Here is an 18624-nt window from a genome sequence, read left to right on the forward strand (position 1 = left end):
TTACTTTTTATTGGATGGCGTAAGTTCAACTGAGAATTTTGCAGTGCAGTTATCCTGACCTGTAATGGTCTGTGTACCTTTGATGATATTATTTTTTATATCGTCCAGCACAACACTAACTTTTATTTTGGTTTTAGCAGAAGTTTCTTTTGCAGAATCAAGGACTATTCTGTTTTCTAAATATTGTCCGGTAAAAACACGTTTAATTTGATTGTTACTTACAACATTGGTATACATTCCGGTAGAGTCGGATATAAATTCCCAAATCTCGCTGCGCTGGTCGCCAATAACATAATTACCGCAGTTAGATTCCCTGCAGACCATTTTACTGTTCCATTTCGTTTTAAGGTTATCCGGCCATTCCTGAATTTTAGGAAGTGTATCTTTTACTTTGGAAACAGACAACAGACTGTCTTTCATTTTTAGAAGTTTGTCATATTCTGCTTCTTTATCTTCAAACTGTTTTTCACGTTCTAAAAGTGCGTTTTCTCGAAGAATAAGTTCTTGCTCTTTTCTATTGCTGCAAGAACACATAATGAGTAAAATAGTTAAAAATAAAAGTCTTTTAAAAGTCATAAAAATTGATTTTGGATTCTACAAGTTAAGCAGAAAAATTCTTTTAACCCGACAAAAACTGATAAAAGAGAGATTTAATTTCTAATTTTCAGTATAAAAATCCAATTTTCAATTCTTAGTTTTTATAATAAGTCTACTTTCACACTATTTATTTTTCCTTCAAACTTAAAGGGTGCTTTTTTATAATAACGAATAGAAACCGGCGCACCTAAATCTTCGCCAACATCAAATGTTTCGCTGGCAGTAAAAGCTACGGGAACAGTACGTTTTACTTCTCCTTTGGCATATCCTTTTCCATCAACCGAAATAACGATTTCAGCCGAAGCCCCAGGTTTTGTAATAGTGGTTAAAACTTCTATTTTATGTTTTCCTGCCGGAATTTTTTCTGATGATTCTACATTATAGCGTTCAATAATCAGCATATTATATTCGTAAATTAATTTGCCATTATCCATAAATAAAGCCACACCGCCGCCTGAGCCTCCAAGAGCATACAAAACTCCTGAAGCATTTTCTTTAACCTCAACATCGGCAATTACTTTATTGCTTTTTTTGCCTAAACCGGGTGCGCTGAATTCGGGCATACGTTTAGTAGTTTCATCAAAAATCCATGAAGTATAAGGCGCTTTGATAACATCTTCTGGATGAATGCGAAGCCAGATTCCGGCACCAATTGGGTAATCTTTATTCTTTTTGGCTTCTTCATTAAATACTTGCTGAAGCTCTTTTAATTTCTGCGGATTTTTAGCAGCTAAATCATAATACTGCGTGTAATCTTCTTTTATGTTATACAATTCCCAAACATCTTTCGCAGAATCCCATTCGGCTAAACCTTTCTGAGCAGGAATCCACGGATATAAAGGTCCAAAAGTGCAGGCATACCAGCCATCTTTGTAAACTCCCCGGCTTCCGTTATTATCAAAAAACTGAACTTTGGATACTTCTTTTGCTTTGGCATCATTAAAAGTATATTTAAAACTTATTCCGTCTAATGGCATTTGCTCAAAACCATTGACCACTTTTGGGGCTTTGATATTTAGAATATCATAAATAGTCGGCACAACATCATTTATATGATGAAACTGACTTCGTGGCTTACTGTCTGGTTTTATGATTTTCGGCCAGCGAATTACCATTGCGTTTTGTGTTCCGCCAAAATGAGAAGCCACTAATTTAGTATGCTTAAAGGGCGTATTTCCAGCCCAAGCCCAGGCTGCATGATAATTATTTTCTAAAAGAGGTCCACCAATTGCGTCTAATCCGCCAAGTTTATCTAAAGCTTCTAATTGTTGTTGAATAGTATTTGAAACGCCGTTCTGAGCCAGTAACTCACTTATAGAGCCATTTTGCCCTTCGGCACTTGAACCATTGTCACCCCAAATAAAAAATACTATGGTATTGTCTTTTTGCCCATTTGCTTCAAGCGCATCCAAAACTCTTCCGACTTCGTGATCGGCATGTTCTACATAACCGGCAAATACTTCCATCATCCGAATTTGAAATGCCTTTTCAGATTTCGGAATACTTTCCCATGAAGCCATTGTTTTATCTCTGGCAGTCAGCATGGCGCTTTTAGGAATCCATGCCAGCTCTTTCTGACGTTTAAAAACTTTTTCACGGTAGGCATCCCAGCCTTCATCAAACTTTCCTTTGTATTTGTCTGCCCATTCTTTAAAAATATGATGCGGTGCATGGCCGGCGCCTGGAGCAAAATACAATAGAAATGGTTTGTCTGCCGCATACGATTTATGTCGTTTCATCCATTCTATTGCATGATCTGCCAAATCAGTTGTTAAGTGATACTTTTCATCTTTTGGTGGCTCAACGGGAGTAAAATCGTTTATTAATCTTGGTTCATACTGCGAAGTTTCTCCTGCCAGAAAGCCATAAAAATGCTGGAATCCATAATTGACCGGCCAGTAATCAAAAGGTCCCGCAACAGTAGTTTGATTGGCTGGCGTATTGTGCCATTTCCCAAAAGCTGATGTACTGTATCCATAATTTTTTAAAACTTCAGCAACCGTTGCGGCTTCTTTGGGTATAATTCCTGTGTAACCATCCCAGTCAACAGCTCTTTCTGCTATTGTTCCGTTTCCTACGTGCGTATGATTTCTGCCGGTTAATAAAGCCGCACGACTCGGAGAACAGATTGATGTAGTGTGAAATTCGTTATAGGCAATTCCTTCTTTAAATACTTTAGTTAATGTTGGCGTATTGACACCGCCGCCAAAAGTGGAAGGCGTACCAAAACCCAAATCATCCATTAAAATAATAATGATATTTGGTGCATCTTTTGGCAAATGGTTCGGCTCTTCTCTTCGTTTGTGTGTACTTTCTGCCAGCGTTTCATTCGCAACACTCGCACTTGGCACTGGGGGAAAAGGCAGTACATCCTGCGCATAAATTTTAAAATTGCTTCCTAAAACCAAAACAAGCAGTAAAAATATATTGAAATTATTTTGAAAAGAACCGTTAAATCTTAAACTAATCTTTTGTTTTAAACTATAAAATTCTTTCATGATTTTCTGATTTTAAAAGTTCTACTACAGTGTTATAAACTTAGACTTTGTTAGCTTTTCTTGGTATAAACAATTTTAGTTTTTCCTATTTTTCCATTAAATGAAAATGGAGCCTGATCAAAATAATCTAAAGAAACGGGAGAATCTAAATCGATTCCTATATCAAAAGTTGCATTTGATGTAAAATGAAGCGACATAGCCGTAGGAACAGTTCCTTGTCCAACTGTTGCGCCATTCACTTTTAATGTCACATTCATTGAACCGCCAATTTTATCGACCAATTTTGATTCGACTTCAATTTTTACTTTGCCTTTTGGCAGTTTATCTTTTGATTTGATTTTAGTTCGCTGTACTTCAAACAAATTAAACTCGTAATTTAAATAACCATCTTTTACATAACAGGTAACACCTCCCGAAAATCCTGCAAGCGCATACAGCACTCCGTTTGCATTTTCAGGAACTTCAACATCCATTGTTACAGTACTGCTTACCTTACCCAATTTTGGAGCTGCAGATTCTGGCATTCCTTTTATTGGCGAATCAAAAGTCCATTCTGACAAAGGAGAAGAAGGCGCATCTTCCGGATGATAAAGCGCTGTTGACCATAATCCGCCTCCAATTGGAAGATTTTTATTTTTTGCAGATTCGGTCAAAAATAAAGCTTTCATTTCTTCCAGTTTTTTAGGTTCTTTCGCTGCCAAATCAACTGCCTGCGACCAATCCTGATCGAGATTGTACAACTGCCATGTATCGGTAAGCGGTGACCATTGTTTAATACCTTTCGGAATTCCTCCTACCCAAGGTTCTCTTGGTCCTCTCGCACTTGCAAACCAACCATCCTGATAGATTCCTCGGCTTGCCATAATATCAAAAAACTGTGTGCGGCGGGTTCCTTTTGCTTTTGGATCAGTAAAAGTGTAGACCATACTTACTCCGTCTAATTCATCTTGAGCAAAACCATTTACCACTTTTGGCGCAGGAATTTTGTCGATTTCGTATATCGTAGGAGCAATATCAATTACATGATGAAACTGCGGTCTTGGCGTTTTATCATGTCGAATTCCTTTTGGCCATGAAATTGCCATTGGCTGACGGGTTCCTCCAAAATAAGCACCTTGTAATTTTGTTCCCTGGTAGGGAGTACTTGTTGCCCATGCCCAGCCAGCATTGAACATATTATCAGTTTTGGGTCCGCCTAAGACATCTAAGCCTCCTAATTCGTTTAAAGCAGCAATATGCTGTTCTATTTTTGTCGGAATTGCATTCTGGGCTAGTTGCTCGCTGATTGTACCATTTAAACCTTCTGCAGAGGAACCATTATCTCCCCAGATATAAATAATAATCGTATTATCAAGTTCTCCCAGTTTTTCAATTTCGTCAATAACCCTTCCTGCGTTAAAATCGGCATGCTCTGCAAAACCAGCCCAGATTTCCATAAGTCGGCGTTGAAAAGGCTTTTCTGCTTCCGGAATATTTGCCCATGATGTCATCGATTCTGCTCTTGGCGTAAGCAGTGTATTCTGTGGAATCCATCCGAGCTCTTTCTGGTGTTTAAATACTCGTTCGCGGTAAGCATCCCATCCGTCATCAAATTTACCTTTGTATTTGTCTGCCCATTCTTTCATTACGTGATGCGGACCATGAGCGGCTCCAGGCGCCCAATACACAAAAAAGGGCTTTTCGGGAGCATATGCTTTTTGTTCTGTAAGCCACAAAATGGCATCATCAGCCAAATCTTCTGATAAATGATAGTAATCATGTCCGCCTGACGTTTTTGGATGTTCTACATAACTTGTATTTCGCACCAAAGTGGGTTCATACTGCGAAGCTTCTCCTGCCAGGAAACCATAAAAATATTCAAATCCGTAACCTGTCGGCCAATAATCAAATGGCCCTTTTGAAGTAATTTGTTCTTCGGGCGTGTTGTGCCATTTTCCAAATGCTGCGGTATTATAACCGTAGTCTTTTAAAATTTCGGCTAATGTTGCAGAGCTTTTTGGAATGGTTCCGCTGAAACCGTCAAAATCATTTGCGATAGCTGCAATCTGACCGTTTCCTACACGAGTATGATTACGTCCTGTAAGCAAAGAAGCACGTGTAGGAGAACACATAGCCGTAGAATGAAAACGATTATATGAAATTCCTGTATTGGCTACTCTTGATAATGTTGGTGTGCTTATTTCCCCGCCATAAGTCGAAGGTGCTCCGGGACCGGCATCATCTATTAATATAATTAAAATGTTCGGTGCATCCGTCGGCAAATGTCTGGGCTCTGTTCTTTTTTTATAAGTTGATGTTTCAATGGTTACTCCTGCCTGAGAAGCAGACGGAGACGGCGGAAATGGCAAAACATCTTGTGCTTTAACAGAAAATGCGAATAAAGTTATATTCAAAAAGAAAAACAGCTTGACATATTTTTTAGTTTCCATAACAGTCAGTTTATTATTTGAATGTATGCTTTAGAAATTATTAATTATTAACTCTATTTCAAATCAATATTAACCTTATCAATTATTCCTTTAAAGGATTTCATATTACGAAATTTTGTGATTCTTACTAAATTACAAACATGGGCAGTACAAAATCTTTTAATGATGTTGCAAATTATAATTTGAAACAAAGTTTTATCTAGTTTCAGTTTTTCATCAAAGGGAATTTAATAATTCTTATACTATTCATATAAAAATATTTTAGACAAAATCGTATAAAAATCAGGTCTTCAGCATGTTTATAATTCTTTAAGACTATTTTTTTTACTAAAAATGAACTAATAAGGAAAACCGTCTTTGCTAAAATTTCGTTAATAAACTAATATACATTCTTGTGATGTTATTAACCTTAATAAAAACCTTGATTATGAAAAACGAAGTTAAAATTCATGAAGTTGACCCTTCACTGGATAGCAGAAGGAGCTTTCTTAAGCTCAGTGGACTAACATTAGTTACCGCAGGTTTGGTTTTAGCTGGATGCAGCGACAATGATAATGATGACAATATGGAGGACACTTCCCTACCCGGAATCAGAAATGGTGTTTTTGATTTAGGCTCAGGCGACTTTGGCGTGCTAACTTACGCTTACGCCTTAGAACAGCTGGAAGCCGATTTTTACACTAAAGTTGTAAATGCCTCTAATTTTAATACCGTATTTAACGATACAGAACGTCAGGTGCTGACAGATTTGTACCACCATGAAGTAGTTCATAGAGATTTTTTCAAAGCAGCATTAACTAAAGCTCTTCCCGATCCAGGCTCTCAACTGCTTCCTTCCCTGGCCTTTAGTTATGGCTCTCTAAATTTTAACAGCCGAACTGAAGTTTTAGCTACTGCAAAAGCCTTGGAAGATACTGGTGTAGCTGCCTATAATGGCGCAGGACGATTAATTAAAACCGCTGATTATTTATTATTAGCGGGAAAAATTGTTTCGGTTGAAGCCAGACATGCTGCTGCTATTCGAAGCCTGATCAATCCGAATTCCAAAGATTTTGCAGGAGATGATATCATAAGCACTTCAACCGGACTGGATGTTGCAAAAGATCCATCTAAAATTCTTCCTGTGGCTGCCGGATTTATTACTACAAAATTCACTGCCAAATACTTGCCTTAATCTTAACCAGCTAAAACTTAGAAATTATGAACATATTAAAATTTATAGAAACCTTTACTGATGACAATTTAATGAAAAGTACTGGTTCAAGAAGAGACAGCTTTACACAGTTTGGGAATATCGGGAAAAATCTGGCGCTGGCATCTATACCTTTTGGATTATCAGCCTTAGCCAATAAAGCATTTGCAAAAGACATCACAGCAACTCCTGCCACTCCAATTGGAGCTTTACAGTTTGCTCTGACTTTAGAATATCTGGAAAATGAATTTTATGCCATGGCTTTGGATTCCGGAGTAATTCCGGCTTCTGAAAACGGCGGACGCGATTTAAAAGTTTTCCAGCAGATAGCAGCTCACGAATCAGACCACGTTGCTTTCTTAATAGCCGGATTAGGCGGTACTGCAAGTGCCAATTTTGTACCAAAACCAACTTTCGATTTTACCGTTGGCGGAGCATTTAATCCTTTTAATGATTATCCAACCTTTTTAGCTTTAGCACAAGCTTTTGAAGACACTGGTGTTAGAGCCTACAAAGGTCAGGCGGCCAATTTAATAACTACTCCTGATTTGTTGACTGCGGCCTTACAAATTCATTCTGTTGAAGCCCGTCATGCTTCTGAAGTGAGGCGATTACGTGGCCTAAAAGGATGGATTTCTAATGCCGATAGAGGCGCAGGAATGCCAGCTGCAACACAAGCAGTTTATGATGGTGAAGGAGTAACCATGCAGGCAGGATTTAATACGGCGGCAGCATTTGGAGCTGCGGCAGGGTCAGAAGCTTACGATGAGCCTTTAACTACACAACAAGTAGTTGATATTGCCAATATATTTATTGTTTAAAAAACTAAACTAAATACTCATCCGCCGCCACATTTTGTGAGGGCGGATTTTTTTTATGAATTTAAAAAATAATTATTGTTAACATTTCATGCTTTTATATTCCTTTAAAACCTTTTGCCGCTATGTAAAAACACTTCACTAGATTTAAACCATAAATAAACTCAATTGAATTCAAAAAAAAACAAGAACCAAATGGCTCTTGTTTTAAATTGAGATAAAAACTCTTTTTTATATTTAGTAATAAACTGAAAGCATAATCTTAGAATCAGAACCTTCAATAAATTTATCAAGTCTTTTGAAAAAAGCTTCACTTACCATTGGACAACCGTGACTGTTGATAATATAATATTCTTTTTCATCATCCGGAACCTCTTTATAACAGTGCAATACAATTGCTCTTTTATTGGCATTATTATTAGTCTCGTCCATTCCGCTTAATCTGTAGGCTTTTCCGAAAACACCTTTATAAGGTTTCTCAACACCATAACGCCCTAATGAAGTACAGTTGGAATTCGGCATATTGGAGAACTGTAGAATATCTCCTTTTATACCAGTCTCAGAACCTGATCCATGAGCAACAAGCCCCTGATCAATAATTTTTTCATTCTCAAGATCGTAAACAAAAAAACGATTTCTTCCTGATTTGATTTTCATATCTACCAGAAAAGCAATTTTCTTGCTGTAGCCACGATTTGCATTTACAAATGTTTTTACTTCACTTACATGTTCTGTAAGTCTTGCGAATTCAATTTCATTTAATATTTCTTTTCTGTCCGTTAGGTTGTAGGTAGTAAACGAACTTAAAGAAAAAAGCAGCGCTACAAAAAATATTCTCATAAGCAGGGCTAAATTAAAGTTAACAACAGATTTGGGTACTATGTCAAAAATAATTTTTATGCTTCATCTTTGACTTTGCAAAATTATGCACAAATTTTACACAATTCCCATGTTTGAGATGTTAAATATATTATAAATATTTGATTCTATGAATTTTACACCATTTTTTTTTAGTTAAAAAATCAAGACTACTCTATTTATAAGGGATTAAAAAGAGAAAGAACCGTTATCTCCTTCTTATTCCAATCTCAATATTAATAATTAATCTATACTATTTTTAGAAAAACAAAACAGATTCTCAATTCACTTTCTCCTTAGGAATCACTTTTTACAACTAAAATCTTATTTGGAAGGAGACAGATTATAAGACATTCCTTTTTTAGTTTCAAATGATGCAGTATAACCTATCGATGATTTTTCACTTTTGATATTTAGTTTTTCAATTGTAAAAGGTTCTGAAGCTCTTACAGAACAAGTTCCTCCATTGTTAGATACGATTTTTGCCTGAGTTATTTTACCATTATTCCATTTTATATCTACCGTAAAATTTCCTTTTGCAGTAATCCCTTTAATTTCTCCGTCTGTCCATGAATCCGGAAGCGCTGGAAGTAAGTGTATTTCTTTATTCTGACTTTGCATTAACATTTCGATTACGCCCGCTGTTCCTGCAAAATTTCCATCGATTTGGAAAGGCGGATGCGCATCAAATAGATTCGGGTAACAACCTCCATGTCGTTTGTACTTAGGATCATTATCTTTTGTCAATCTTAATTGATTTTTGAATAATGTATAAGCGTGATTTCCGTCTAAAAGTCTCGCCCACATATTTACTTTCCAGGCCAAACTCCAGCCTGTTCCATCGTCGCCTCGCAATTCTAATGTTTTCTTTGCTGCTGCGGCTAATTCTGGTGTATTGAGTGGCGAAATTAAATTGGCCGGATGCAAAGCATACAAATGAGAAGTATGTCTGTGATGCGGATCTTCTTCTTCAAAATCTTTATACCATTCTAATAATTGTCCTTTACTTCCAATTTGAAAAGGTAGTAATTCAGTAGCTGCTTTGTTTACTTTTTCTCTGAATTCTGAATCGGTTCCTAAAATTTTAGAAGCTTCAACTGTATTTTCGAACAAATCTTTAATAATTCCAATATCCATTGTAGAAGCCGTGGTTACAACACCTTTCTTTTTGCCATCGTAATAAAACATATTTTCCGGCGAAGTTGAAGGCATTGTGACCAAATGACCATTTTTATCTTTCTGCAACCAATCTAAACTAAATTCTGCAGCACCTTTGATTATAGGATATACTTTTTTCAAGTAGGCTTTGTCGCCGGTATATTCATAATGTTCCCATAAATGTCTGCTCAGCCAGTTCGCTCCCATATACCAGTTGGCCCACATTGGATCGCCTTTTCCAAAATCGCCTACAGGATTTGTCATTGCCCAGATATCTGAATTATGATGCAAAACCCAGCCGTTGGCATGATAATAACTTTTGGCGGTTTCGGCTCCTGTTACAGAAGCATTTTTAATGTATTCGTCAAGCGGAAAAAATAATTCAGACAAACTTCCTGATTCAACCGGCCAGTAATTCATCTGTAAATTGATGTTTGTTGTGTAGTTACTGCTCCAAGGCGCACGAAGTTTATTATTCCAAATTCCTTGCAAATTGGCTGGCGCATTGTGTGTACGCGAAGAAGAAATCAACAAATAACGTCCAAACTGAAAAAACAAAGCTTCCAATCCGGCATCTTTTTCTCCTTTTGCGTATTCTTCCAATCTAGTATCTGTTGCAAGATTAGATTTATTGGTTTCTTTTTCATTCAACTTTAAGGAAACTCTGTTGAAGAGTTTTTGAAAATCTGCAATATGTTCTTTTAATAAACTATCATATTTCTTCGTAACAGCCTTTTTAATTGGTGCTTCAGCAAATTGATGTTCGTCTTTTCCTTCGCTGTCAGGGCATTTATCAAATCCGTTGAAACTAGTTGCCGCCGAAACGAAAAGCAAAATCTCCGAGGCATTTTTAATCACTAATTTATTTCCTTCTGAACTTATTTCTCCGTCTTTTATGACAGGTTTAATAATGAGTTCAAAACGCATTCCTCTGCATCCTGACGCATCTTCGTAAATGACTGGTTCTTTGTTGTAATCAATATAATTTGGATCAGAATGTGATGGTGCTTTTCCTTTTAAAACCAAGGTCTGATTTTGTACTGTTCTTTCATTTTTCAAAAGACTTGAAGCATCCAGTGTCACAGAAAGTTTTTTTAATTGATCTGCCGAAAGTTTAATCACAATACATTGTGCTGGTGCCGAAGCAAAAATTTCTCTTTTGTACTTTACACCGGCAACACTAAAATTGGTAACTGCCAATCCAGTTTGCAAATCTAGACTTCTATTATAATTCTCTGTTTTTTGTCCACCAAAATCTTGTTTTAAAATAAGATCTCCCAATGGCATAAAACTTTCGCTGTAGGGACCTTGCATGTTTTTAGTTAAAGCATAGGCTTTTTCAAAATCCTCATTCGTCAACGCTTCTCTAATTAAAGCTAGATTCTTAAAAGCATCTGGATTTACATTTTTCTGTACCGGCCCGCCGCTCCATAAAGTAGCTTCATTGAGCTGAATTAATTCAGAATCCACTCTCCCAAAAACCATTGCACCAAGAGTACCATTTCCTATTGGTAAAGCTTCTGTCCATTCTACAGCTGGCTGTTGGTATTGCAGTTTTAAATCTTGCGAGTAAACAGAAAATGCTGTCAACATTAGCAATACTAAAAGGCTTTTTTGAAAAGAATGGTTTGGCATATATTTTTATTTTAAATGATGATGTAAATCGAAAAGTCAATTCATCGTTTTTAAGAAACCTAACAGGTTTTAAAAACCTGTTAGGTTTAATCATATGAATACTAATTTTAGATCGTTTTCAATTTCAAAACAGTCACAGAATAAGCAGGAAGATTCAATTGCTGCTTTCCTTTTGTTATTTTGTATTCACTTTGTTTTGGAGTAATTTTTTTAGGTTCTGCAAACGTATTTTCATCTTGTAAATTTGCACTTACCAAACTAATTATACTTCCTTTTGATCCCAGTTTTGCTCCTTTTAAATCAAGACTCACTTCAGATGCCGTTGCTGCTGTATTTACCAGTTTCACAATAATTTCTTTACTGTTAGCATCTTTTACTGCCGATGCATATAAATTATTTTGACCGATTAAAGCTTTTCCATCCTGAGTAATATCCAACAAATCAGTTCCTTTATTGGTGGAGAATAATTGCTGCACATAATAATTGGCTGAACCATGAGAATCCAAATTGTTGAACCAAATCATATCTGGTGTCCATTGCCAGGCGTCTTCGTGCGCCATCAAAGGTGCGTAAGACGTTAAATGAACTACTGCTGCATTTCTTTCCAATCCAGTCATAAAAGCCGCTTCAGAAAAAGCACATTCCCAATTATTTCTGTTATTCGGATTGGCGCCTGAAACACTTTGCGCTGCATATTCTCCAGCAAATATTTTTGGGCCTTTTCGGTCATATTTATCATAGCGGCCGGCATTTTCCCTAAACCATTTTGGGCTTTGGTAATAATGTTCATCAACTAACTCTGCATTCAGTTTTTTAAGTTCTTCCATTGCAAAATCAAAGTGTTCACCATCTGGAGAAGGTCCGCTTCCTGAAACAATTATAATGTTTGGATATTTTGCTTTAATTGCTTTTTCAAAAATCTTATATCTATCAATATAATCTGGCCCCCATTGTTCGTTTCCAACTCCGATATATTTTAAATTAAATGGTTTTGGATGTCCCATATCAGAACGGATTTTACCCCAAGTTGTCGTCACTGCTCCATTGGCAAATTCAATTAAATCTAAAGCATCTTGTACATACGGATCTAGTTCGTCTAAAGGAGTCAACTCTCCTGTATTGTACTGACACGCCATACCACAGCTTAAAATTGGAAGCGGTTCTGCGCCAATGTCTTCTGAAAGCTGGAAATATTCAAAAAAACCTAATCCGAAACTTTGGAAATAATCTGGTGTTAATTTATGGTTGAACTCTACATTCCAACGGTTCATTTTTGTTTCTCTATCTTCTACATTTCCAATCGATTTTTTCCATTGGTAACGATCAGCCAAAGTTCTTCCCTCTACAATACAACCTCCTGGAAAACGTAAAAATCCGGGTTTCATATCATACAGAAGCTGTACAAGATCTTTACGAAGGCCATTTTTTCTGTTTTTCCAAGTATCTTCCGGAAACAGCGAAATCATATCTAAATCTATAGTTCCTGTTCCTTCAAAAGTGATCTTCAGCTTCGCTTTTGCCTCTGTTTGAGTAGCTGTAATTTGAGCTGTATAATTTGCCCATTGCTCCGATTTTGGTACAATACTCGTTTCTCCCAGTACTTTTTGGTCTTTACCAATTAACTGCACAATGATTTTTTTGATGGCTCCTTTAGGATTGGACGCTTTTAAAGAAAGATTGTATTTTGCATCTTTCTTTACTCCCATTCCTCTGAAACCTTCATTTATTAAAGCATAACCTTTATCGTTATTAATCTCAACTCTGCAAAAATTAGTATTATTTGCCGCTACGTTAATGGGCAACGCACTACCCGATTCTTTGTTTAAAGAAGATCTTTTGGTATTAGGCTGTTCCCATCCCATCAAAGGTTTTTCAAATTCGAAAGATCTGTTTTTAATCATTTCCGCGTAAAGTCCGCCATCTGCCGCAAAATTGATGTCTTCAAAAAACAAACCGAACATTGTTGGCTGAATTTTTGTTATCGTTTTGGAAGCATCAACTTCTAAAGTCGCTTTTTGAGCATTTCCATAAATACTACTAAATAGTAAACCACTTATGAATAATGTTGAAATTATATTTCTTTTCATTGTATTTTTTTATATTGAGAATATACTTGCAATATATTAATTAATCTTTTTAGAGCCTATGAAAAGTATCACGTCACAAAAGTTTATTGTTACTTTTACACTTATATTTTTTTCACAGGAATAAATTACTTCTTAACTGCTTCATACTTATTTGGGAAAGCCGCTTCTCCGTCTAAATTAACTACTTTTAAAACATCTACATTTTTACTTTCAACCGCATATTTAAAATAATCCGGTTTGTTTTTCCCCCATTGCACTGTGCAGTTCTGAACTTTGATACTTTCTGCAGTATCAAAATAAAATCCTGAAGTACTTCCTTTTACAAAACCTTCCACTTTTGCAGGACGTCTGTCGTATAATCCGCCAGGAAAAGAAGTTGTTTTGTCCATAAAAACGCTCACATTATTAAAAACAATATTCTTGATTTTATCTTTTGATTCCCCACTTACAAAAACACCATTCTCTCCTGTGCATTGAATATTAGTAAAATAAATATTTTTGATTTCTCCTACTTTTCCTTCTGTTGCGCCTTTTGGAAAACGCCAATTCGCATCTTTATGATTTCCTTTTGCTCTGCTGAAAGCGGTTACATAAATCGGTTCTGCTTTTCCCCACCAAGTATCGGTGTTTAATTTACTTTCGATGATAATGTTAGAGAAAATAACATCGCTTACTGTTCCTTCATCACGATTCTGAATTCCTAATGCACGATTGCTATTTTTGATGATACAATTATTGAAAACTACTTGTCGAATCGCATCCATATTTTCTGAACCAATTTTAATGGCACAGCTGCTGCTGGTCATCGTACAATTGGTTACCGTAATATTTTCGCAGGCTCCAAATTCTTCAAACTCCCTTCTGTTTTTCAAACAGATACAATCGTCGCCACTTTCGATATAACAATCACTGATTCTCACATTTTTTGAATGATCCAAATCGATTCCGTCACTGTTGCGGACTTTCAAACTGTTCAATAAAGTAATGCCACTGATTACAACATCATTACATCCAATCAAATGAACTGTCCAATACGCCGAATTTCCGATATGAACATCTTTAATTCTGATATTTTTTCCGCCAATAATTGTTAATACGTGAGGTCTTGGGTCTAATACATTAAACGGTTTTAAGACATAAGCATCCTCTTCTTCTGCTCCCATAAAAGAAATTCCGTTTCCATCTATTTTCCCGCTGCCGCTAATGGTAAAATCTTCTATATTTTCTCCGCCAAGCCAAATTGTTCCTTCTCCCGGATTGGTTCTGAAAGCGCTTTTGGTGTACAGCTTTTCATCTGGACTTGCTAATAATTTTGCTCCTGCTTCGATATGTAAATCTACTTTTGATTTTACATCAATTGGCCCGGCCAAAAAGGTAAATGGTGCCGGAATTAAAACTCTTCCGCCCGTTTTGCTGCAGGCATCAATTGCTTTTTGAATAGCTGCTGCATCATTGGTTTTTCCGTCTCCTTTTGCTCCGTATTTTTTGACGTCGTAGATTTTCTGTGCAGAAACAGTTAACGAAAGGCAGAAAATGATGATCGCGATTATAGATTTCTTTTTCATATTTTTTAATTTTTTTTATGCCACAAAGGCGCAAAGGCACTAAGTTTTTTTGTTTCACGCAGATTTAAAAAGATTTGAGTAGATTCTGCAGATTTTTTTTAAGAAATCAAATTAAATCTGCTAAAATCTTTTTAAATCTGCGTGAAACAAAATTTATAATCTGTGGCAAAAAACTTTGCGTCTTTGCGTCTTAGTGGCTAACTACTAATGTGCTGGTAATTCAAATTTATTTTGCTCTGGTTCGATTTTTCTTTTTAGAGATTCGCTGTCCAAATTGCTTGATGAAACATCTTTAAAAACAATTTGATTGATTTTATCTGACGGAACATCAATCCCTTTCATGGTCAGATTTTTTACATCATCAAAAACGAAAGCAGGACGAAAATCTTCTTTATCTAGAATTAGTTTGATGTTTTTCATTTCAATTCCGTTTACATGACGAACGTAAAATCCCCATGAAGGCAATTCGCCAAACATGGTAAATTCAGGATATCCGTTGCTATTTTCTTTTACATCTTTTAATCGGCTTAAAGGATGATACGCCATTCCTTTTGAAGCTCTTCCCGGATAAACGATTTCAATATTTTCTAAAGTCACATTTTCAATTAAATGCCCCGGAATTCCGGCAATTGAAGCTGGAAACGGATTGTGGAAATAATCGACTTCAGGCCCGCGCATATCGTAATCAATATCTGGACGGCCAAAAGGAACTTGTACTTTCACATTTTTAACCGATACATTTTTAATATAACCCGGTTTATCTCCATTTCTATGACCTAAACGGATCAAGATTGCATTACCAGTATTTACGGCAGTAATATCCGAAACTTTGATATTTTCAATCTCCGCACCATCAACAGATTCAATCGCAACCGCAGATCTGAACGTATCAAATACCTTGATATTTTCAATCGTTACGTTTTTGAAACTTCCGTAAGAACCAGTTCCAAATTTCACTGCATTGGCACTTGATCTAATGGTACAATTTCCAATGTAAATATTGTTATTGTGTAATCCCGGCACTTCCGATTTCAAACAGATTCCATCATCTGCAGCGTTTACATTACAATTGGTAATTCGGGCATTTTCACATCCGTCAAGGTCAATTCCGTCATTGTTCCAATACGCGCGGCTTTCCACTTTCATAAAATCAATGACAATGTTTTTGCATTCTCTAAAGCACATTGTCCAGCCCGGACTATTTTTCAAAGTAATTTGAGTCATGGTAATCGAATCACATTTTACAAACGAAATCAGTTTTCCTCTTCCGTCTTCAGGACGCATTCTTCTGTAATTGTATTTCGGGTCAATTCGCACTCCTGTATGGTGCAGAGAATCAATTGCTAAAGCCAGTTCTCTTCCCTGCCCGTCTATAATTCCCTTTCCGTTTACGGCAATATTTTTAGATTCATTTGCAATAATAAAAGCTCTGATTCCTTCGTATTTTGGATAGTCGTCCGGATTGGTGCTTCCTAATAAAATGGCACCTTCTTCAAAAAACAATTCCACATCATTTTTTAAAATAATACTTCCAGACAAAAAGGTTCCTTTCGAAAAAACAACTTTTCCGCCTTTACTTTTATTGGCTGCATCAATTGCTTTTTGGATTGCCTTTGTATTCAACGTTTTTCCGTCTCCAACGGCGCCGTATTTTTTAATGTCAAATACCTTTTGCGCCGAAACGGTTACGGAAATACAAAAAATAAAAAATACAATTACAAAATTTCTTTTCATTTCTATTTTTTTTATGCCACAAATACACTAAGTCACTAAGTGAAAATGAACCATATAAGTAATATAAGGTCAATTAAGACAAAACTTAAATTATCTTAAATTATCTTAAATTATCTTAAATTATCTTAAATTACTTATATGGTTTAAAAAAAACTTTGTGTCTCTGCGTCTTTGCGAGCAATTTTCAATTTAATTTTTTTAAATAAACTTTGAGCCTTTGTGCCTTCGTGGCAAAATAAAATTTACCAGAAAACAGTATACAAAGCCACTAATATCCCACTGATGATAAAAGAACCAACGATAAACTCTGATGACACTTTAAACATCGATTTATCTACTTCTATTTTATGAATTTCAGACTCTTCTTCAGATACTGGTTTTGCCAAACTAATTCCCACCATTATCAATACGATGATAAAGAAAACAATAGTCATACGATCTAAGAAAGGATAATCCGGGAAAGCACCTTCTGTCCACATTGGCAGGAATTTTAAAATCGCGGCAAGCGGAACTGTTAATAACGCACCTGCCAATCCAGCTGCCGGAGTTGTTTTTTTCCAGAACATTCCCAACAAGAAAATCGCTAAAACTCCAGGCGAAAAGAAACCTACATATTCCTGAATAAACTGATACGCCTGATCTAATGATTTTAATGCCGGAGCTACAAAAGCAGCAATGATCATACAAACTACAACACACCATCTTCCGGTACGAACCAGTTTTTTTTCTGATGCCTGAGAATTGAAATATTTTTTATAAATATCTAAAGAAAAAATAGTCGAAATACTATTCGCTTTTCCTGCTAAAGAAGCCACAATTGCTGCCGTTAAAGCTGCTAAAGCCACGCCTTTTAATCCTGCAGGCAATAAATTCATTAAAGTTGGATACGCATGATCTGGTTTTAAAACTCCTGCCGCATCCACCATTTCCTGCTGAAACATTCCATTTTCATGCATTACAAACATTGCGATACCTGGTAAAACAGCAATTATTGGAACTAATAATTTTAGGAAAGCAGCAAACAAGATTCCTTTTCTTGCAGTCTTCAAATCGGCACCTAAAGCTCTTTGAACAATATATTGATTACAGCCCCAATACGCCAAATTATTGATCAACATACCGCCAACTAAAACCGACATTCCCGGTAATTCAGTATAATGCGGATTGGATTCGTCTAAAATCATGTGCAAATGTCCTGGTGCTTCATCAGCAATAATGGCAAGTCCTTTTAGAATGTCTTTTCCAAAACCAAACTGATCTGAAAGTAAAGTCAATGCTAAATAAGTGGTAACTAATCCACCCAAAATTAGCACAATAACCTGAAACATATCCGTATAACCAATTACTTTCATGCCGCCTAAAGTCACAATTACAGAGAATAAACTCAGTGCAATAACACAAAACTGAAAACTAACTGGTGCGATAGACGAAATGGCTAAAGCACCTAAATAAATGATTGACGTAAGATTGACAAATACATAAATCAACAGCCAGATAATGGCCATAATTGTACTCACTGTCCCGCTGTATCTTTTGGCGAGAAACTGAGGCATGGTAAAGATCTTATTTTTAAGATAAACGGGTAAAATAAACATTGCCACAATAATTAATGTGGCCGCCGACATCCATTCGTAAGAAGCAATCGCAAGTCCGATGGCAAAGCCTGAACCGCTCATACCAATAAAATGTTCTGCCGAAATATTAGAAGCAATTAAAGAAGCTCCAATTGCCCACCAGGTAAGGGAACCTTCTGCTAAGAAATATTCGTTGGAACTGGTTGCAGCCGTTTTTTTGCTTCTGTAAATATACATTCCATAAGCCGTGACTATGACAAAGTAAATAAAGAAAACAATGTAATCTGCGGTTTGTAATACATTCATAATGTGTGGTTATTGTGTGGTTAGATAGTAAGAGTATTTTATATTGGTATCACATTACCAAAGACATTTTTTTAAAGGTTTTATGGTTTATAATTCGTTGTTCAATGCTGTCCGCCCTTTCAGGGCTTTTATACTATGGCTCTTTTTTATTTCATAGTGCTTTGCATTATGGT

The 18624-nt window shown here is 36.2% G+C and carries 11 protein-coding genes; 2 read left to right on the forward strand and 9 right to left on the reverse strand.

Going from position 1 to position 18624, the window contains the following annotated elements:
- The 3 genes from ACFS3A_RS17815 to ACFS3A_RS17825 form a co-directional block, all read right to left on the reverse strand.
- Positions 1 to 576 (reverse strand): hypothetical protein, encoded by a 576-nt coding sequence (locus ACFS3A_RS17815; protein WP_379826915.1) that lies wholly within the window; start codon positions 574 to 576, stop codon positions 1 to 3.
- 122 nt (positions 577 to 698) lie between these two features.
- Complete coding sequence (locus ACFS3A_RS17820; protein WP_379826916.1) at positions 699 to 3095, reverse strand: arylsulfatase; 2397 nt, start codon at positions 3093 to 3095, stop codon at positions 699 to 701.
- 50 nt (positions 3096 to 3145) lie between these two features.
- Entirely contained in the window at positions 3146 to 5524 is a 2379-nt protein-coding gene (locus ACFS3A_RS17825; protein ID WP_379826917.1) for an arylsulfatase, read from the reverse strand.
- Between the two features lie 427 nt (positions 5525 to 5951).
- Here ACFS3A_RS17825 and ACFS3A_RS17830 point away from each other — a divergent pair, with 427 nt between their 5' ends.
- Together ACFS3A_RS17830 and ACFS3A_RS17835 are read left to right on the forward strand one after the other, a co-directional pair.
- Entirely contained in the window at positions 5952 to 6698 is a 747-nt protein-coding gene (locus ACFS3A_RS17830) for a ferritin-like domain-containing protein (RefSeq protein WP_379826918.1), read from the forward strand.
- 26 nt (positions 6699 to 6724) lie between these two features.
- A complete protein-coding gene (locus tag ACFS3A_RS17835) occupies positions 6725 to 7537 on the forward strand; it encodes a ferritin-like domain-containing protein (protein ID WP_379826919.1) in 813 nt (270 codons plus the stop codon).
- A 234-nt stretch (positions 7538 to 7771) separates the two neighbouring features.
- Here the strand turns inward: ACFS3A_RS17835 and ACFS3A_RS17840 are convergent, their stop codons facing one another.
- The 6 genes from ACFS3A_RS17840 to ACFS3A_RS17865 all read right to left on the reverse strand — a co-directional run bounded on the left by ACFS3A_RS17840 (position 7772) and on the right by ACFS3A_RS17865 (position 18451).
- Complete coding sequence (locus tag ACFS3A_RS17840) at positions 7772 to 8374, reverse strand: murein L,D-transpeptidase catalytic domain-containing protein (protein WP_379826920.1); 603 nt, start codon at positions 8372 to 8374, stop codon at positions 7772 to 7774.
- Between the two features lie 342 nt (positions 8375 to 8716).
- Positions 8717 to 11185: a glycoside hydrolase family 95 protein gene (locus ACFS3A_RS17845; protein WP_379826921.1), complete on the reverse strand. Its 2469-nt coding sequence runs from the start codon at positions 11183 to 11185 to the stop codon at positions 8717 to 8719.
- A 107-nt stretch (positions 11186 to 11292) separates the two neighbouring features.
- The gene (locus ACFS3A_RS17850) at positions 11293 to 13272 is read right to left on the reverse strand and encodes an alpha-L-arabinofuranosidase C-terminal domain-containing protein (protein WP_379826923.1); all 1980 of its coding nucleotides are present in this window, start codon (positions 13270 to 13272) and stop codon (positions 11293 to 11295) included.
- A gap of 125 nt (positions 13273 to 13397) precedes the next feature.
- Positions 13398 to 14837 (reverse strand): glycoside hydrolase family 28 protein, encoded by a 1440-nt coding sequence (locus ACFS3A_RS17855; protein ID WP_379826924.1) that lies wholly within the window; start codon positions 14835 to 14837, stop codon positions 13398 to 13400.
- 204 nt (positions 14838 to 15041) lie between these two features.
- Positions 15042 to 16571 (reverse strand): glycoside hydrolase family 28 protein, encoded by a 1530-nt coding sequence (locus ACFS3A_RS17860; RefSeq protein ID WP_379826925.1) that lies wholly within the window; start codon positions 16569 to 16571, stop codon positions 15042 to 15044.
- A gap of 242 nt (positions 16572 to 16813) precedes the next feature.
- The gene (locus ACFS3A_RS17865) at positions 16814 to 18451 is read right to left on the reverse strand and encodes a sodium/sugar symporter (RefSeq protein ID WP_289661288.1); all 1638 of its coding nucleotides are present in this window, start codon (positions 18449 to 18451) and stop codon (positions 16814 to 16816) included.
- Positions 18452 to 18624 lie beyond the last annotated feature (173 nt).

It is taken from the genome of Flavobacterium notoginsengisoli (genome assembly GCF_042686225.1).
In the GTDB taxonomy this organism is placed as follows: domain Bacteria; phylum Bacteroidota; class Bacteroidia; order Flavobacteriales; family Flavobacteriaceae; genus Flavobacterium; species Flavobacterium notoginsengisoli.